The sequence below is a fragment of the Spirillospora sp. NPDC047418 genome (genome assembly GCF_040643275.1).
Lineage (GTDB): Bacteria > Actinomycetota > Actinomycetes > Streptosporangiales > Streptosporangiaceae > Spirillospora.
Genome location: NZ_JBEYTW010000059.1, coordinates 1 through 15,730 on the forward strand (window position 1 = coordinate 1; position 15,730 = coordinate 15,730).

15 protein-coding genes are annotated in these 15,730 nt (G+C 71.5%); 9 read left to right on the plus strand and 6 right to left on the minus strand.

Annotation, left to right across the window (positions count from 1 at the left end):
* Nucleotides 1-338 precede the first annotated feature (338 nt).
* The 3 genes from ABZ806_RS29610 to ABZ806_RS29620 form a co-directional block, all read right to left on the minus strand.
* Nucleotides 339-1,319: a methyltransferase domain-containing protein gene (locus tag ABZ806_RS29610; RefSeq protein ID WP_500220703.1), complete on the minus strand. Its 981-nt coding sequence runs from the start codon at nt 1,317-1,319 to the stop codon at nt 339-341.
* A 70-nt stretch (nt 1,320-1,389) separates the two neighbouring features.
* A complete protein-coding gene (locus ABZ806_RS29615; RefSeq protein WP_500220704.1) occupies nt 1,390-2,541 on the minus strand; it encodes a methyltransferase domain-containing protein in 1,152 nt (383 codons plus the stop codon).
* A 215-nt stretch (nt 2,542-2,756) separates the two neighbouring features.
* Nucleotides 2,757-3,146 carry a hypothetical protein gene (locus ABZ806_RS29620; protein ID WP_500220705.1) on the minus strand — a complete coding sequence of 130 codons (390 nt, stop codon included), beginning with the start codon at nt 3,144-3,146 and terminating at the stop codon, nt 2,757-2,759.
* A 146-nt stretch (nt 3,147-3,292) separates the two neighbouring features.
* Here ABZ806_RS29620 and ABZ806_RS29625 point away from each other — a divergent pair, with 146 nt between their 5' ends.
* From ABZ806_RS29625 to ABZ806_RS29635, 3 genes are all read left to right on the plus strand, one after another.
* Nucleotides 3,293-4,546 carry a sensor histidine kinase gene (locus ABZ806_RS29625; protein WP_500220706.1) on the plus strand — a complete coding sequence of 418 codons (1,254 nt, stop codon included), beginning with the start codon at nt 3,293-3,295 and terminating at the stop codon, nt 4,544-4,546.
* Nucleotides 4,531-5,178, plus strand: coding sequence for a response regulator transcription factor (locus tag ABZ806_RS29630; protein WP_500220707.1), 648 nt, complete (start codon nt 4,531-4,533; stop codon nt 5,176-5,178). Before ABZ806_RS29625 ends, ABZ806_RS29630 begins: the two co-directional genes overlap by 16 nt.
* A gap of 109 nt (nt 5,179-5,287) precedes the next feature.
* Nucleotides 5,288-5,911 carry a DedA family protein gene (locus tag ABZ806_RS29635; RefSeq protein ID WP_500220708.1) on the plus strand — a complete coding sequence of 208 codons (624 nt, stop codon included), beginning with the start codon at nt 5,288-5,290 and terminating at the stop codon, nt 5,909-5,911.
* 71 nt (nt 5,912-5,982) lie between these two features.
* On the opposite strand, the gene ABZ806_RS29640 is transcribed toward ABZ806_RS29635, so the two are convergent.
* Nucleotides 5,983-6,576 (minus strand): TetR/AcrR family transcriptional regulator, encoded by a 594-nt coding sequence (locus ABZ806_RS29640; RefSeq protein WP_500220709.1) that lies wholly within the window; start codon nt 6,574-6,576, stop codon nt 5,983-5,985.
* A gap of 100 nt (nt 6,577-6,676) precedes the next feature.
* Here ABZ806_RS29640 and ABZ806_RS29645 point away from each other — a divergent pair, with 100 nt between their 5' ends.
* From ABZ806_RS29645 to ABZ806_RS29655, 3 genes are read left to right on the plus strand one after another with little or no spacing between them, the layout of a single operon-like run.
* Complete coding sequence (locus tag ABZ806_RS29645; protein WP_500220754.1) at nt 6,677-7,138, plus strand: VOC family protein; 462 nt, start codon at nt 6,677-6,679, stop codon at nt 7,136-7,138.
* A 49-nt stretch (nt 7,139-7,187) separates the two neighbouring features.
* Nucleotides 7,188-8,327 carry a DUF2157 domain-containing protein gene (locus ABZ806_RS29650; RefSeq protein WP_500220710.1) on the plus strand — a complete coding sequence of 380 codons (1,140 nt, stop codon included), beginning with the start codon at nt 7,188-7,190 and terminating at the stop codon, nt 8,325-8,327.
* Nucleotides 8,324-8,791: a GDYXXLXY domain-containing protein gene (locus ABZ806_RS29655; RefSeq protein WP_500220711.1), complete on the plus strand. Its 468-nt coding sequence runs from the start codon at nt 8,324-8,326 to the stop codon at nt 8,789-8,791. The genes ABZ806_RS29650 and ABZ806_RS29655 overlap by 4 nt, the downstream gene beginning before the upstream one ends.
* Nucleotides 8,792-8,808: 17 nt before the next feature.
* On the opposite strand, the gene ABZ806_RS29660 is transcribed toward ABZ806_RS29655, so the two are convergent.
* Entirely contained in the window at nt 8,809-10,314 is a 1,506-nt protein-coding gene (locus ABZ806_RS29660; RefSeq protein WP_500220712.1) for a helix-turn-helix domain-containing protein, read from the minus strand.
* Between the two features lie 119 nt (nt 10,315-10,433).
* Here ABZ806_RS29660 and ABZ806_RS29665 point away from each other — a divergent pair, with 119 nt between their 5' ends.
* The 3 genes from ABZ806_RS29665 to ABZ806_RS29675 all read left to right on the plus strand — a co-directional run bounded on the left by ABZ806_RS29665 (nt 10,434) and on the right by ABZ806_RS29675 (nt 14,263).
* Nucleotides 10,434-11,687 carry an NAD(P)/FAD-dependent oxidoreductase gene (locus ABZ806_RS29665; RefSeq protein ID WP_500220713.1) on the plus strand — a complete coding sequence of 418 codons (1,254 nt, stop codon included), beginning with the start codon at nt 10,434-10,436 and terminating at the stop codon, nt 11,685-11,687.
* A 104-nt stretch (nt 11,688-11,791) separates the two neighbouring features.
* Complete coding sequence (locus ABZ806_RS29670) at nt 11,792-12,715, plus strand: DUF2637 domain-containing protein (RefSeq protein ID WP_500220714.1); 924 nt, start codon at nt 11,792-11,794, stop codon at nt 12,713-12,715.
* Between the two features lie 294 nt (nt 12,716-13,009).
* Nucleotides 13,010-14,263 (plus strand): DUF6924 domain-containing protein, encoded by a 1,254-nt coding sequence (locus tag ABZ806_RS29675; RefSeq protein WP_500220715.1) that lies wholly within the window; start codon nt 13,010-13,012, stop codon nt 14,261-14,263.
* Between the two features lie 46 nt (nt 14,264-14,309).
* Here the strand turns inward: ABZ806_RS29675 and lpdA are convergent, their stop codons facing one another.
* Nucleotides 14,310-15,713 (minus strand): dihydrolipoyl dehydrogenase, encoded by a 1,404-nt coding sequence (gene lpdA / locus ABZ806_RS29680; RefSeq protein ID WP_500220716.1) that lies wholly within the window; start codon nt 15,711-15,713, stop codon nt 14,310-14,312.
* Nucleotides 15,714-15,730 lie beyond the last annotated feature (17 nt).

The window sequence follows — 15,730 nt, forward strand, 5'->3', positions numbered from 1 at the left end:
TGAACTCAACGGACGACCCCGCCAGACCCTGGACTGGGAAAACCCAGCCCAAGCCCTCAACCGCCACCTCGTTGCAACAACCACTTGACGCCAAGCGTGCTCATAACAACAACACGCCGCAGATCAACGCGTCCGGGGAGCCTTGGTGGCCGGCGCGCGTTCTCGGACGAGGCGCGAGTACTGCCGATGGTGCGCGTGTTGCGGGCTATCGCGTCCGCCTGAGCTTGTGCGCCGGCTGGTGTGGTCGTCGGCGGCGTGGTACTGGACGTCCTGGGGCAACAGGACGCTGTGTGGCTGGCTGGCGGGCGCGATCGCTTACCGGCGCGGGCCCGGGGCGGTCAAGTCGGCAGGAGGAATGACAGGCCGGTAGCCGTTGGGTGGTGGATCCGGTGGGTTCCGTTGTTGATGCTCAGGCGGAAGGTGTCCAGGGCGGGGCGGTCGGCCTGGTCCCAGGCGGACCAGGCTGCCTCGACCGCGTCCCATAGGCGCAGCGGGCCTGCCTGCCGGACGCCGTCCGGGGTGAAGGCGGCGGTGGAGCCGGTGGTGACGTCGATGAGTTGGGTGGTGCCGTTCAGCGTCGCGAGTTGGGCGTTGGGTGCGGCGAGTTGGGCGAGGAATCGTCCCGCAAAGCCGTCCTCCGTTGATTCGTCGAGCCGCTCCGGGCTGTAGCGGACGGGACGCGTCTCGGCATCGCGCGTCAGCGACGCCCAATGTGCCGGGTTGCCCGGCTGTGGACGTGCCTGCACCCGTGCGGCCATGAAGGAGATGGTGCCGGGCAGCAGTGGCCCCTCGGCGGTCCCGTCGTCCCGGACGGTCAGCAGCACCCGCGCATACCCGTACAACCAGCCGGACAGAGTGGTGAGGATCTTCCCGCCGGGCCGCGTCTGCGCGAGCCACGCGCGCGGGATGGTGCGCACTGAGCAAGCGGCGACGATCCGGTCGTAGGGGGCACTTGGCCAGTACCCGTACAACCCGTCGGCCACCGCGAGGTCTGGTGTGTATCCGGACGCGTAGAGCGCGGTCGCGGCGTGGCTCAGGCGGCGGCCGTCGACCTCGACAGATGTGACGTTCCCGCTTTCGCCGAGCCTCTCGCACGCGAGCGCGGTCGAGTAACCGGTGCCAGTGCCGACTTCCAAGACATTCTGGCCGTCCTGAAGCTCTGCGTCCGCCCACATGCGCACGACCAGGGAGGGCAGCGTGGAGGACGAGGACGGCGCCCCGCCGACCCTCGTGGCCGGACGGCTCCAGGCTCGCCGGAGTCGGCGTAGAAACCCGGCACGAACCGGTGCCGAGGGACGGCCTCCACGGCCTCGCGCCAAGCCCGGTCGCCGATCGCGAGCCGTCCGGCAAGCTCCGCTCGCAGTAGCGAGGGGTCTGGAGTAGAGGACGTCATGGCGGCTCGATCCGGTGTTCTTCCGCGTCGAGCCAGACGTGCTGGCCGAGCGGAGTGACGGTTAGGCCCCAGCGGTCAGCGGTGGGACGGTCTAGGGCGTCCCACCACTGGAAGGCGGCCTCCACCTCGCGCCACAAATCGCGGATACCTGACTGGCGGACCGGGAACCTCTCCGCGCCGGACTCGTAGTCCAGGCGCGCCCATGAGCTTGACCACGGATCGACCAGCCACACGGTGTATGACCCGTCGTCGTGATGGGTGACGATCGGTTTGCAGTGCGGCACCATGAGGCCGATCGCAAGTGAGGCGTCGTATGCGCCGAGCAATTCGTAGGGGTGCAGGTGCGTGAACGACCGGCGTGCTGCTGTGCTGTCGTGCACGTCGCGTTCCAGTAGGGCGCGCTGGCCGCGCTGGGCCCGCAGCCGCATGAACGCCGCGTTCCCCACGATCCGTCCGCGCATGCCGCCCTCCGGCGACACCTCGAACGACACCAGAGCGCCGTTGTGGAAGTCGGTGGTCCACGGCACCAGTACCCGTCCTCCCGGCCGTGTCTGCTCCGCCCACGCATACGGCACCCGCTCGGCGGCGACCGTCGCGATGACCCGGTCGAACGGCGCGCCCGAAGGGTGCCCGCGCGCGCCGTCTCCGGTCACCACGGTGACCTCGTAACCGGCTTCCCCCAGCGTCCGCCGGGCATGGCCGGCGACCGCCGGGTCCACTTCGACCGAGGTCACGCGGCCGGCTCCGAGTCGTTCGGACAGCAGCGCGGCGTTCCACCCCGTTCCGGTGCCGATCTCCAGCACCGACATGCCCGGCTCGACCTCCAGTGCCGCCAGCATCTGCGCCACCACGTCCGGGCGGCTGGCCGAACTGGTGATCTCGTGGCCGATCCGGCCGGGCGTGGACGGGACACCGTCGTCCACCTGTGTGACCACGAACTCGTTGCGATAGCACAACTCCAGCCACGCGGCCTCATTGGCGGACCGGTCCACCGGCAGCAGCAGACCGCCGTCCTGGACCCACACCGTGTCCGGGATGAACCTGTGCCGCGCGACCTTCCCGAACGGCCCGCGCCACTCCGGCACCAGATCGCCCGTCCCGGTGAGCTCCGAGACGAGCCGCGCCGACAACTCCGCGGGATCGGCCACCTACTTCCCTTTCTCGTGCTTCCCGCCGCCGGGCGGGTTCTTGGGGTCGGGCGGCGGGACCGGCTTGTCCCACTTGCCGTCCCCATCCTTCTTCTCATCGTGTTTGCCCACTGGAACGTCTCCTTCGGCCGTCCGCCTCGTCATCACTACTTATCGAAGCCGAGTGGTTACGGTGCGGGCAAGGTGGCAGTGGGGACACGTTTGAGGGGACGGGGTCAGCGGTTGTCGGGGGATGTGCGGCGGCGGAGGGTGAGGGCTGTGCGGAGGACGGGGAGTACGCAAACGACCTGCATCGCGGTGTACCAGGGTGGGCAGATGCCGGGGATCAGGTCGACGCCGATGATCGCTACCGGCAGGACGATGGCGACTGCCCTGAGGCGCTCGAAGGCACGCTGGGAACCCCGGGACGCGAGGACGGCCGTCCAATAGATGGGTACGGCGACCACGGGCAGCACAACCGCCCGCACCCACATGAACGTGTTCACCGTGTGGCCGGTGCTCGACGCCACGATGACCACGACGAGAGCGGCGGCGCTGAGTGCGGCGTAGACCTTGATAGCCCTCTTCACCGTGGCGAAGGACGGGATGCGTATGTTCGTTTCCATGTTCGGTGACGCTACGAAGCGCCTGGTGCGGGCGGTATCTGGCTAGGCGCACGGGTGGGTGGGGCTAGACCCACTCCTTGGGGATCGGACGTGGCGGAGCGCTCTTCTGGGTGCACGCTGGAGGTGTCCGACGAGAGGGTGGGTTCATGCGGCAACTGGGTGCCTGGGCGGCGCGCACGGGAGTGGGGTTCGTGCGGGCATGCCTCGTGGCCGTCGTCACGATGCTCGTCCCCGCCGTGTGGGGTTTGGCGGTGGCGTGGGCGCTCTGGTGGGGGCCGGGGAATCCGTGGTCGTGGGTGGGGCCGCTCCTGCTGGTGTGCGTCGGCACGCTCGGGTTGTCCCGGCCGGTCTGCCGGATGGTCCGCTTCCTCGTGGCGCGGTGGACGGGCACCGTGATCCCGGTCGGCTACCGCGAGGCCGGGCCGGTGGTGCGGATGTCCACCGGGTACTGGTGGAACGGCTTCTCCTACGAGCGCACCCGCCGCGACGCCCTCATGGACCAGAAGTGGCGCGTCCGGTGGCTCGACCCCGCCAACGTGCGCGACCTGCGGTTCACGGCCATCGCTCCCATAACGGCAGGTCTCGCGGCGTGCGTCCCGTCGGCCGGGGTGGGGGCGGCGGTCGCCGGGCTCGGGTCCGCGCACATCGCCGGGGCCGCCGGTCTGGTCGTCGCCGTCGCCGCGGCGCCCTACGCCTGGCGGCCGCTCGTGCCGGCGGCCGTCCGGTGCCTGGGCCCGTCGCGGGCGATGGCGCTGGCCGACCGCGTCGAGGAACTGGCGGGCCAGCGCGCGGACGTCACGGTCTCCCAGGCCGCCGAGCTCCGCCGCATCGAACGGGGCCTGCACGACGGCGCCCAGGCCCGGCTGGTCGCGCTCGGGCTGTCGCTGGCGACCGCCGAGAAGCTGATGGAGACCGACCCGGCGCGGGCCAAGGCGCTGATGCGGGAGGCGCGCGGCGGCGCCGCGGCGTCGCTGGCCGAACTCCGCGAGCTGGTCAGGGGGATCAACCCGCCGGTGCTGAACGAGCGGGGCCTCGTCGACGCCGTCCGCGCCCTGGCCCTGGACACCCCGCTGGACGTGACCGTCAGCGCCGGTGAAGGCGCCGAGCCGCGCCTGGAGCCGCCGATCGAGTCCGCCGTCTACTTCGGCGTCGCCGAGCTGCTGACCAACGCGGTCAAGCACGCCCACGCCACCGCCGTCCGGATCTCCCTCACGCGGGACGACGCGGGAATCGCCGTCCAGGTCGAGGACGACGGCACGGGCGGGGCCGAGGCCGTGTCCGGCGGCGGGCTGGACGGCCTGCGCCGCCGCATGGCCGTCTTCGACGGCACCCTGGAGATCGCCAGCCCGTCCGGCGGCCCGACCCGTGTGCGGATGGAGGTGCCGTGCGAATCCTCGTAGCCGAAGACCTCTACCTGCTGCGCGACGGGATGATCCGGCTGATCGAGGCGTACGGGCACGAGGTGGTGGCGACGGCGACCACCGGGCCCGAGACGCTGGAGGCGCTGCTCGCGTGGCGTCCGGACGTGTCGGTGATCGACGTCCGCATGCCGCCGGAGCAGTCGGACGAGGGCCTGCGCGCGGCCCTCGCCGCGCGGGCCGAGGCGCCGGGGCTGCCGGTGCTGATCCTGTCGCAGCACGTGGAGCAGTTGTACGCCAGGGAACTGCTCGCCGACGGCTCCGGCGGCGTCGGCTACCTGCTGAAGGAGAGCGTGTTCGACGGCGACCAGTTCATCGACGCCCTCGAACGCGTCGCGGGCGGCGGGACCGCGATGGACCCGGCCGTCATCGCCCGGCTGCTGTCGGGCACGTCCCCGGCCCGGGGTCTCGGACGGCTCACCGAACGCGAGCACGCGGTGCTGGCCCTCATGGCCGAGGGGCTCTCCAACCAGGCCATCGGCCGCCGCCTCTTCCTCAGCGAGAGCGCCATCAGCAAATACACCACCTCCATGTTCGGCAAGCTCGGCATCGTCGACGACGACGACACGAACCGGCGCGTCCGCGCCGTCCTCGCCTACCTGAACAGGGCATAGCGCCGGATTGGCGTGCCTGCGCGGGGTAGGGACACCAGCGGGCGGGTTCGGTGGGCCGCGGGCGTTCGCGGCGCCGTGGGGCTCCGGGTTGGGTTGGGGGCGCGGAGAGGTGTTCGACTCGGTCACGTCGTGGTTGAGCGGTCTGTCCGGGCCGGTCGTGTACGGGGTCGTCGGCGGACTGGTGTTCTGCGAGGACGCCCTGTTCTTCGGCTTCGTCCTGCCCGGTGAGGCCGCCGTCGTCCTCGGCGGCGTCCTCGCGGGCCAGGACCGGGTCTCGATCGCCTGGCTGTGCGCGGTGGTAGTCCTCGCGGCGATCGTCGGGGACTTCGTGGGGTACCTGATCGGACGCCGGGCCGGCCCGGCGATCCTCGACTCCCGTCCGCTGCGTCCGCACCGCGACCGCGTGGACAAGGCCCGCGACCTGATCCGGCGCCGCGGCGGCGTCGCCGTGTTCCTCGGCCGGTTCATCGCGTTCTTCCGCGCGATCATGCCCGCGCTGGCCGGGATGTCTCGCATGCCCCGCCACGTGTTCCTGCTGTTCAACGCCGCCGGCGGCCTGCTCTGGGGCGTCGGCTTCGCCCTGCTCGGCTACTTCGCGGGCAACGCCTACTCCCGCATCGAACACGACGCCGGCCGCGCCGCCGCGATCGTGATCGCCTGCGTGGCCGTCCTCGCCGTCATCATCTGGCGAATACGCCGCAGACGCACCCAACACCCCCGCGACCGCCACTGAGCGCCTTCTGCAGGAGCGCGGACTCGGGTCGCAGAGTGCCGGCAGCCTGAGCTGGGACGTGGTCGGCGCCGTCAGTCGTTCTGGGAGCGCAGCCCGTTCAGGAGGCGGTCCAACGCCCGCTCCGTTTGCGCCGGCGCCTGCGGGGTCGTTGAACGGGCCAGCCAGAGGGCGGCCTCGTTCATCGCTCCCGACAGCAAGCGGGTCAGCGGCTCCACCGGCTGGTCGGCGATGACCCCTGCCTTCACGAGGACCTCGAGCGCCTCGGCCAGGTGCCGGGCGGAAGAGTCCTCATCCATGGCGCGCCATTCGTCCCACCCGAGGACGGCCGGCGCGTCCAACAGCACGATCCGGCGCACCACCGGATCGCGCCCGGCGGCGAGGAAGGCCCGGCAGCCGGCCCGCAGTTGCTCCCACGGATCGTCGTACCGGCGGGCGGCGTCCGCGACCCGCTCACCGAGTTCGTGCTGGACCTCGGAGACCACGGCCCGGAAGAGCCCCGCCTTGCTCGCGAAATGGTGATAGGCCGCCCCTTTGGTGACCCCGGCCGCCTGCGCCACCTCGGCGAGGACCACGTCGTGGTAGCCGTCGGCGGCGAACCTCCGGCGCCCCTCGGCCAGCAGCGCCCGCCGTGTCGCCGCCCGCTGCTCGGCCCTCGTGCCACCCACTCTCGCCCACCTCCCTTTCGCATACCCCCGGTATGTTACCGTCCATTTTGACATACCCGAGGTACGTGAAACGGACGTACGAACAGATGGAGACATGCCGATGAAGGCCGGGCTCGCGAGCTTCTACCCTGTGATCGCCACCCGCGACGTCGCCGCGTCGCGCCGCTTCTACGCCCGGCACTTCGGGTTCGAGACGACCTTCGAGGCCGACTGGTACGTGAGCCTGCACCGCCCGGACGCCCCGCAGTACGAACTCGCCCTGCTCGACCACACCCACCCGACCCTCCCCGAGGGGCGCCGCACACCCCTCCAGGGCGGCCTCCTGCTCAACTTCGAGGTCGACGACGCCGACGCCGAGCACCGCAGGCTGGTCGGACGGGCCGGCCTGCCCGAACTCCTCGCCCTGCGCACGGAGGAGTTCGGGCAGCGCCACTTCATCGTCGCGGCGCCGGACGGCGTCATGATCGACGTCATCACCGTCGTTCCGGCGACCGGGGAGTACGCCGGGCAGTACGTCCAGAGCGGCACCGGCGACCATGACGGGACTACTCAGCCCGGTTGAGTAGGAGTGCTCAGGGCAAAGGCGCCGGGGTCGTTCAGGCTCGGCGGTTATGGAGACAGCGCAGATTCCGCCCAGAAGGCTGGACTGGTTGCGGGGCGAGATGGCGGCCTGGCAGGCGGACGGGCTGATCGACGGCGAGACGGCGGCGCGGATCGCGGGTCGGTACGCCTATAGCCGCCGGCTCGCCCTGGAGAGGCTGGTTCTGTTCCTCGGGTCGGCGTTCGTCGGAGTCGGGCTGATCTGGACTGTTGGGGCTAACTACGAGCAGCTCTCGCCGCTGGCGAGGTTCGCCGGGATTGTTGTGATCTGGCTGGCCGCTGTCGTCGGCGCGGAACTGCTCGCCTCCCGGGTCTCCGGTGCACTGCCGGCCGCCGTCCGGGTGATCGCGGTGGCCGCGGGCGGCGGGGTGGTCTTCCAGGCGGCGCAGAGCCTCCAGGTTCCGGCGGGCGACTCCACCCTCCTGGGCGTGTGGGCGGGCGGGGCGCTCGCCTACGCCTATGCGACGCGAGGGAGGGCCCCGCTGCTCGTCGCGGCGGGGCTCGGAGTCGGCTGGTACGCCTGGTGGGCCGCCGAGAACGCGGCGAGCCACGGCGTGGTGGCGTGCGCGATGCTCGTGGCCGCCGGCTTCACGACGGCCTTGGCGCTGCTGCACGAGCGGTGGACGCCGGCCTTCGCGGAGGTCTGGCGGCCCGTCGGCGTGCTGCTGGCACTGCTGGGGCTCTACATCGCGGCCTTCCCCGACCGTGACTTCCGGATGACGAACGCGCTGTGGGCGGGGGTCGCGGTCACCGTCGTCGCCGCCGCTGTCGCCGTCCGGCTCGGTTCCCAAAGCGGGCAGGTCGCCGCGATGCTGGGGATCCTCGCCGCGGGAGTGCTGCTGGCGCTCTGGCAACCGACCGGTTCGGCGACGGAACCCAGCGGCGAGGCACTCGTCCGCGCCGTCGCGGGAATCGTCTGCTACGTGCTGGCGGCCGCCTGGTTCGCGGTCCTCGGGACGTCCCGGGAGCTGCCGGGACTGGTGCCGATGGCCGCCGGGGCGCTCGTCGTCTTCGTGACCACGCAGAGCTTCGCCCTCTTCGCCCCGCTGTTCTCCGGCGCGGCGCTCTTCCTGGTGCTCGGCGTCGTCTTCCTCGGCACCGGGGTACTCGTCTACCGGAGCCGCCGCCTGATCACGAAGGTCACCGCATGAGGCTCCGCAAGCGTCCGGTCGCGGTGGCGGCCGCCGTGCTCGTCCAGGCCGCGCTGCTCGCCTGGGCCGTCCTGCCGCAGCTGTCGCCCCGCCTGACCGGCCGCGAGTACCGGCTGGCGGTCGCGCCGGTCGACCCGATCGACCCGTTCCGGGGCGCCTACGTGGAGCTGAGCTACCCCGGCCTGCCCACCGGGGTCCCGGGCCCGGGGCGGTACTACGTCCCTCTCGTCCGGGACGGCGCCCTGTGGAAGGGGGCCGAGGCGGTCAAGGAGCGTCCTGCCAGGCAGCCCTATCTGGCCTGCGAATCGCCCGGCGGCGGCCTCGACTGTGGGCTCGGCAGCTTCTTCGTCTCCGAAGACCGCGCCCGCGCTCTCGAACAGGACGTCGCCGCCGGGCGCCTGACCGCCGTGATCCGAGTGGACGATCGGGGCCGTGCCGCGCTCGTCCACCTCCAACCCCGGTGAGGCCCGCGGGCTATGGGCTATGGGTGGTCGTTCAGGGCGGTGAGTTGGAGGCGGAGGGCCAGGCGGCGCTGGGGGGACGTGAGGTCTACCGGGGTCACCTCGGTCATGCGGCGTAGGCGGTAGCGGAGGGTGTTCGGGTGGACGGACAGGGCCTCCGCCGTGCCCTTCGGGTCGCCGTAATGGTCCAGCCAGGCGGCGAGGGTCGACAGGAACGCCGTTCCGTGGGCTTCGTCGTACGCCTTGAGCACCGGGAGCGGGCCGCCCAGGAAACCGGCTTCGAGCCGGGTGGACTTGCGGGCGCGCTCAACGACGACCGCGTCCCAGGCGTCCTCCAAAAGGATCAGGCCGGGGGACAGGCGGCCGGACGTGATGAGGGCGTCCAGCTCGGCGGCCTCCACGCGGGAGCGGGGCAGGTCGGTGGGGGAGAGGGCCGCCCCGCCCGCCGCCGCGTACAGGGTGCGGTCGTGCGCGCGGACCTCGGTGAGGACGGTCCGCAGCCACGGCAGCGACCCGGCCTCGCCGCCCGGACGGTCCGCCAGCAGGGCGAACAGGGCGCCGTCGAGGTCGGCGAGCAGGGGGCGGTGCCAGCCGAAGCGGTGCGTGATCGCCTCCCACAGGTCGAGCCGCCGGGGGAGGTCCTCGCCGCCGCCGAGGATCGCGACGCGCCACGGCGGCTCGGCCGCGCCGGGGCGCACGCCGTCCCGGAGGGCCGCGCGGAGCTGGTCGGCCGAGACCCGCCGCGCGACGCCCGCCTCGGCGCGCAGCCGCAGCAGGTGCAGGGCGATGACGGACGCGAGGTCGGTGAGCCGCCGGACGCGGTCCTGCGGGATCGGCCTCCGCGCCACCACCCAGATCGAGCCGAGCCACTCGCCGCCCGCGCGCACCGGGATCACGAGGCGCGGCAGCATCTCGTCCGGCCCGGCCGGGACGAGGATGGGCTCGGACGAGCGCGTCAGCTTCCGGAACACCCCGCAGGCCCGCAGATGGGCGATGACCTGCGGCGGGACGCGGCGGCCGACGATCGTGGAGACGCGGGCGGGGTCGGTGGTGTCCTGGCGTCCGGAGTAGGCGAGGACGCGGGAGCGGGCGTCCTCCAGGGTGACGGGCGCGTCGGCGATCTCGGCGGCGGTGTCGGCGAGGGCGAACAGGTCGTCGTGCACGCCCTGCGGCGCGTAGGCGCGGTCGATGGCGCCGCGCACCAGCCAGATGACGTGCGTCCAGGACGTGTCCGGCTGGAGTTCGATGAGGGCGGGCTTCAGGGGCTGCGCGGCGGCGGCGACCTCCGGGGGGATCGGCGCCTTGAGGACGACGCCGTCGGCCCCGGCGGTGTCGGCCCGCTCCAGCAGCGCGACGGCGTCCGCCGGGCCGGTCACGCCGACGCCGAGGACGATCTCGCCGGGCTGCCCCGCCGGCTCGCCCGGCTCCGCCAGCACCACGTCGTGCACCTGCCCGCCGCGGCCCGGCGTCACCAGCCGGAGCAGCCCCAGCGAGTCGACGAGGTCGGCGACATCGAGCTTCACCATCCGTCCATTGTGCCGTCCGCACGATGAGGGTCCGCCGGATTGGCCGAACACGACAGAGACGATCGCCCGAACGCGACCGACCATCGAAGTGACACGCTTCAGCGAGGAGAGGAGTCGCCATGGCTCTCGACGCACCGCCGCGCCGAGTCGCCGTCGTCGGCGCCGGCATGGTCGGACTGTCCACCGCCTGGTTCCTGCAGGAACACGGTGCCGACGTCACCGTGTTCGACCGCCGGGACGTCGCCGCCGGCGCGTCCTGGGGCAACGCCGGCTGGCTGACGCCCGGCCTGGCGACCCCGCTGCCCGAGCCGGCCGTCCTCTCCTACGGCGTGAAGGCGGTGCTCAGCCCGTCCTCGCCGGTCTACGTGCCGCCGAGCGCGAACCCGCGCCTGCTGCGCTTCCTCACCGGGTTCGCCCGCAACAGCACCGCCGCGCGCTGGCGCCGCGCCATGGAGGCGCTCGTGCCGATCAACGGCCGCGCGCTGCCGAGCTTCGACGCGCTGCTGGACGGCGGCGTCAAGGCGGAGACGAACGAGGCCGGCTCCTTCCTCGCCGCGTACCGGACGGCCGCGGAGCGGCGCGTCCTGCTGGAGGAGATCGAGCACATCCGCGCCGCCGGCCAGGAACTGGAGTACGAGGCTCTCGGCGGGGCCGACGCCCGCGCCCTGGAGCCCGCCCTCTCCGACGAGGTCGGCGCGGCGATCGTGCTGCGCGGCCAGCGGTTCATCAACCCGGGCGCGTTCGTGCACGCGCTCGCCGACTCCGTCCGCGACCGGGGCGGCAAGATCCGCACGGGCGCCGCCGTCACCGAGATCGGCCACCAGCGCGGCAGCGTCTCCGTCCGCACCACCGGGAGCGACTTCGAGAAGTTCGACACGGTCGTCCTCGCGAGCGGGGTGTGGCTCGGCGACCTCGCCCGGCAGTTCGGCGTCCGGTCCCTCGTCCAGGCGGGCCGCGGCTACAGCTTCAGCGTGCCGATGGACCGCGTCCCGGACGCGCCGGTGTACTTCCCCGCCCAGCGGGTCGCCTGCACCCCGCTCGGCGACCGGCTCCGCGTCGCCGGGATGATGGAGTTCCGCAGCCCGGAGGCGCCGCTCGACCAGCGGCGGATCAAGGCGATCGTCGAGGCCGCCCGCCCGCTGCTGCGCGGCGCCGACCTCGACTCCCGGCAGGACGAGTGGGTCGGCTCCCGCCCCTGCACCCGCGACGGCCTCCCGCTGATCGGCGCGACCCGCTCGCCGCGCGTCTTCGCCGCCGGCGGCCACGGCATGTGGGGCATCACCCTCGGCCCCGCCACCGGACGCCTGCTCGCCGAGCAGATCGCCACGGGCCGCCGCCCGAGCGAACTCGACCCGTTCGACCCGCTGCGCTGACGACCTGCGGCTTCTGGGCGGTTATGGCACTTTCGTCCGGACGGCCGGCACCGGCGCGCTACCGTCTCGGGGTGATCTAGGACCCCGAGACGGGAGGGACGCCGATGGACGATTCGACCGGCGGGGCGCGCACGATCATGCCGCTGACCCGGGCCCAGCGCGTCCTGGCCGGGGTCGGCGGCCTGTTCTTCGCGGGTCTCGCGGCGCTGGGCGGCTACGGCTCGTTCGCGTCCGTCCGGGACGTGGCCGAGCCCTGGTTCGGCGGCGAGGCGTGGATCGTCCCGGCCGGGGTCGACCTCGGCATCCTCGCCCTGGTCTCGGTGGCGCTGCTCCTCGAATGGCTGGCCATGCCCATGCCGGCCCTGCGCTGGATGGCGTTCGCGTTCACCGCCGCCACCGTCTGGCTCAACATCTCCGCCGCCCACGGCGACGTCACGGGCATGGTCATGCACGCCGCCATGCCCGTGCTGTTCATCACGTTCATCGAGGCCGTCCGGCACGCCATCCGCCGCCGCGCCGGGATCGCCGCCGGGACCGTCCGCGAAGGCGTCCCGATAGCCCGCTGGCTCCTGGCGCCCTTCTCCACCTTCCGGCTGTGGCGCCGCATGGTCCTGTGGCAGATCACGTCCTACCCCCACGCCCTCCAGGCGGAGCAGCGCCGCCGCCACGCCCTGGCCCTCCTGGACGACCATTACGGCCGGAAGTGGAAGACGAAAGCCCCCGCCGACGTGGTCTGGATGCTCAAGGACGGCGTCATGCTGGACGAGGCCCTGACCCGCGTCACCACCCTGACGACCCCGCCGCAGCCCGAACCGGAGCCGCCGGCTCCCGAACCCAAGGCCTCGCCGAAGCGGACGAAGCCGCCCGCCCCTCGCAGCGTGGCCACCGACAACGAGGCCCGAGCCCTCACCATCATCGACGCCGAACCGGGTATCACGGGCGCCGAACTGGGCCGCCGCCTGAACATCAGCTCCCGCCAGGGGCAACGCCTGCTGAGCCGCCTGTCCAGCCCCGCCCCCACGTCCTGAGGGAAAGGGGCGGCGGCGCAGGCCAGCACGCTTTCGCGATCTACCACCCGACCTGCACCGCCAGATCCCCAGCATTGCGCATGCGGCCGCGTCCCGTCACCCTTTTCGCTCGAAAACCGTCAATGCGGTGAATGAAAAGGGAAAAGCACGGTGAAGTATGACTGGACCACCATATAAGTCATGCACGACGCACTCAGTCGGAAACTGGAATACCTACCCAAAACCGCCGCCCGCGTCATGCCGGTCGGGGCGCAGCCGACGGAATGTCCCACCCCGCCACTACCGTCGCGGGACATGAACGTGAGCGAGAAGGAGTGGCGGGAGCTGCGCAGGGCCGCGATACGCGACTACCACGGCAGGATCCGCGCCTGGGCGGAACAGAATGGTCTGCCGCTGAACTCCAGAGGCCGCATCCCCACCGCCTTCCACGAGAAGTACCTGCAGGCGACGGATGACGACATCACCGATATTCTCGCCGAGATCGGAAGGCTCCGGCCGCCGCGCACACCCACCGCCTACGACTACCTCACGGGTCCGGAGTGGCAGCATTTCTTAGGAGCGGCCTCGTTCTCCCTCGTCTGGGTCCACGGGATCGACACGTCGGAATGCCTGCGAAAGCTGACCTGGCTGCACCCCGTCCCCGGTGGCCCCGCGCCACTCGGTGACGTCATGTCGCGGGCCGAACCCCCGTCCGGCGACATCACGGGAGCAGTGGAAATCGGCGAGTGGACGTTGCTCTACATGCCGAACTACGGCGGCTCCGCCGCCGCGTCGGTGGCCGAGCGGCTCTCCGGCGACGACCACCAGGCGGTGGCTTACTGGCAGATCGCGGCCATCGGCAGAGTGCGCTTCCTGTACTGGCGCGGCGGTGAACTCCTCACCGAATTCGACCCCATGTTCCCCAACGACCGCCAGGGCTCCCAGCCGCACCTACTCGTGCCGCAGATGACCGACACCGGGCTCCTGCCCGTCGACGACCCCGACGACTGGCCCCGCGACCACGCGCTGAAAGCACTGGACCTGGCCGACCGGATCACCGGCGGCGCCCACGCGGGCCCCGAGGTGATCGGCGGGACGTTCCTCTGGGCCGCACCGCGTCAGGCGCCGACAGAGCGGCCACGCGACTCAAGGAACCCCACGATGAAGACGCTCCCTCAGTCTCTAGCCGCGCAGCTGGTTCGCACCGACTTCTCGGATGACCGGGCGTGGGCTGCCGTGCGCGCGACCATCGAGACGCCCAACGAAGACGGCTTCAGGGCGTATGCGGGGGTCATCGACGACCTCGCCTACCGAGACCTCACAACGGAGGAGGTTCTCGGGCTGGTCCCGCCGGACTCCCGGAACCCGTTCCTCGCGATCGTGGACAGGGCGACCATCGAATCACCCGAGATGCCGATTCTCGTGATCGACCTCCGTGGGGAGCGCGGTGAGATAAGGGTCATAGCCACCGAGTTCTGGGGGATCGAGAACAACCTCTCGCTCGCCAACATGGACTTCCACGAATTCGCCGACGCCGTCGACCCGGACGGCGTCTTCCGCGGCTTCTGACCGGGCGTGTTCGCCTCGTGGGGGAGGCGAACACGCCGGGGCGGCGTCAGAGGTTGATCATGTGGCCGGCGAGGCCGTGGACGGCCTCCTTCATCGCCTCGCCCAGGGTGGGGTGGGCGTGGACGTTGCGGGCCACCTCGTTGACCGTGAGGTCCCACTGCTGGGCCAGGGTCAGTTCGGGGAGGAGTTCGGTGACCTCCGGGCCGATCATGTGGGCGCCGAGGATCTCGCCGTACTTGGCGTCGCTGATGACCTTGACGAAGCCGTCGCCCTCGCCCATGCCGAGCGCCTTGCCGTTGGCGCTGTAGGGGAACTTGGCGGTCTTGACGTCGAAGCCCTGCTCCTTGGCCTGCGCCTCGGTGTAGCCGAACGAGGCGACCTGCGGCTGGCAGTAGGTCGCGCGGGGGATCATGATGTAGTCGAGTTCCATCGTCTCGGCGTCCGCGATGGTCTCGGCCGCGACGATGCCCATGGCCTCGGCGGCGTGCGCCAGCATCAGCTTCGCGGTCACGTCGCCGATGGCGTAGATGTGCGGGACGGACGTCCGGCAGCGGCCGTCCACGTCGATGGCGCCGCGCTCGGTCAGCGCCACGCCGGCCTTCTCCAGGCCGTAGCCGTCCACGTTGGGCTGGAAGCCGATCGCCTGGAGCACCTTGTCGGTCTCGATGACCTGCTGGGCGCCGTCCTTGCCGGTGACGGTGACCTTGACCTTCTCGCCGGAGTCGTCGATCGCGTCCACGCGGGTGGAGGTGAGGACGTCCACGCCGAGCTTGCGGTACCGCTTGGCGAGCTCCTTGGAGACGTCGGCGTCCTCGTTCGGGACCATCCGGTCGAGGAACTCGACGATCGTGACCTTCACCCCGTAGTTGTGCAGGACGTAGGCGAACTCGACGCCGATCGCGCCCGCGCCGGCGATGACGATGCTCTCCGGCAGCTCCGAGCTGAGGATCTGCTCCTCGTAGGTGACGACCCGCTCGGACAGGGACGTACCGGGCAGCAGCTTGGTGTGCGCGCCCGCCGCGACGATGCAGTTGTCGAACGTCACCGTCTCGGACGAGCCGTCCTGCCGGGAGACCTGCAGGGTGTTCGGGTCGGTGAACGTGCCGCGCCCGTCATAGGACGTGATCTTGTTCTTCTTCATCAGGAACTGGACGCCCTTGACGAGCTTGTCCGACACCTGCCGGCTGCGCTGGTACGCCACGCCGTAGTCGAAGGACACGCTGCCCTCGACGTTGATCCCGAAGGTCTGCCGCTCCTTGGTGAAGATGTGCGCCAGCTCCGCGTTGCGCAGCAGCGCCTTCGAGGGGATGCAGCCGACGTTGAGGCACACCCCGCCCCAGTACCTCTCCTCGATGATGGCGGTCTTCAGGCCGAGCTGTGCCGACCGGATCGCGGCGACATATCCACCCGGGCCCGCGCCGAGGACCACGACGTCAAAGTGTTCGCTCATGTCAATGGACGATATTC

Bases quoted from the DNA above. Each gene is read 5' to 3' on its own strand.
- ABZ806_RS29675 (WP_500220715.1), top strand. From the start codon at position 13,010: ATGAACGTGAGCGAGAAGGAGTGGCGGGAGCTGCGCAGGGCCGCGATA.
- ABZ806_RS29625 (WP_500220706.1), top strand. From the start codon at position 3,293: ATGCGGCAACTGGGTGCCTGGGCGGCGCGCACGGGAGTGGGGTTCGTG.
- ABZ806_RS29670 (WP_500220714.1), top strand. From the start codon at position 11,792: ATGGACGATTCGACCGGCGGGGCGCGCACGATCATGCCGCTGACCCGG.
- ABZ806_RS29620 (WP_500220705.1), bottom strand. From the start codon at position 3,146: ATGGAAACGAACATACGCATCCCGTCCTTCGCCACGGTGAAGAGGGCT.
- ABZ806_RS29645 (WP_500220754.1), top strand. From the start codon at position 6,677: ATGAAGGCCGGGCTCGCGAGCTTCTACCCTGTGATCGCCACCCGCGAC.
- ABZ806_RS29650 (WP_500220710.1), top strand. From the start codon at position 7,188: ATGGAGACAGCGCAGATTCCGCCCAGAAGGCTGGACTGGTTGCGGGGC.
- ABZ806_RS29660 (WP_500220712.1), bottom strand. From the start codon at position 10,314: ATGGTGAAGCTCGATGTCGCCGACCTCGTCGACTCGCTGGGGCTGCTC.
- ABZ806_RS29665 (WP_500220713.1), top strand. From the start codon at position 10,434: ATGGCTCTCGACGCACCGCCGCGCCGAGTCGCCGTCGTCGGCGCCGGC.
- lpdA (WP_500220716.1), bottom strand. From the start codon at position 15,713: ATGAGCGAACACTTTGACGTCGTGGTCCTCGGCGCGGGCCCGGGTGGA.
- ABZ806_RS29655 (WP_500220711.1), top strand. From the start codon at position 8,324: ATGAGGCTCCGCAAGCGTCCGGTCGCGGTGGCGGCCGCCGTGCTCGTC.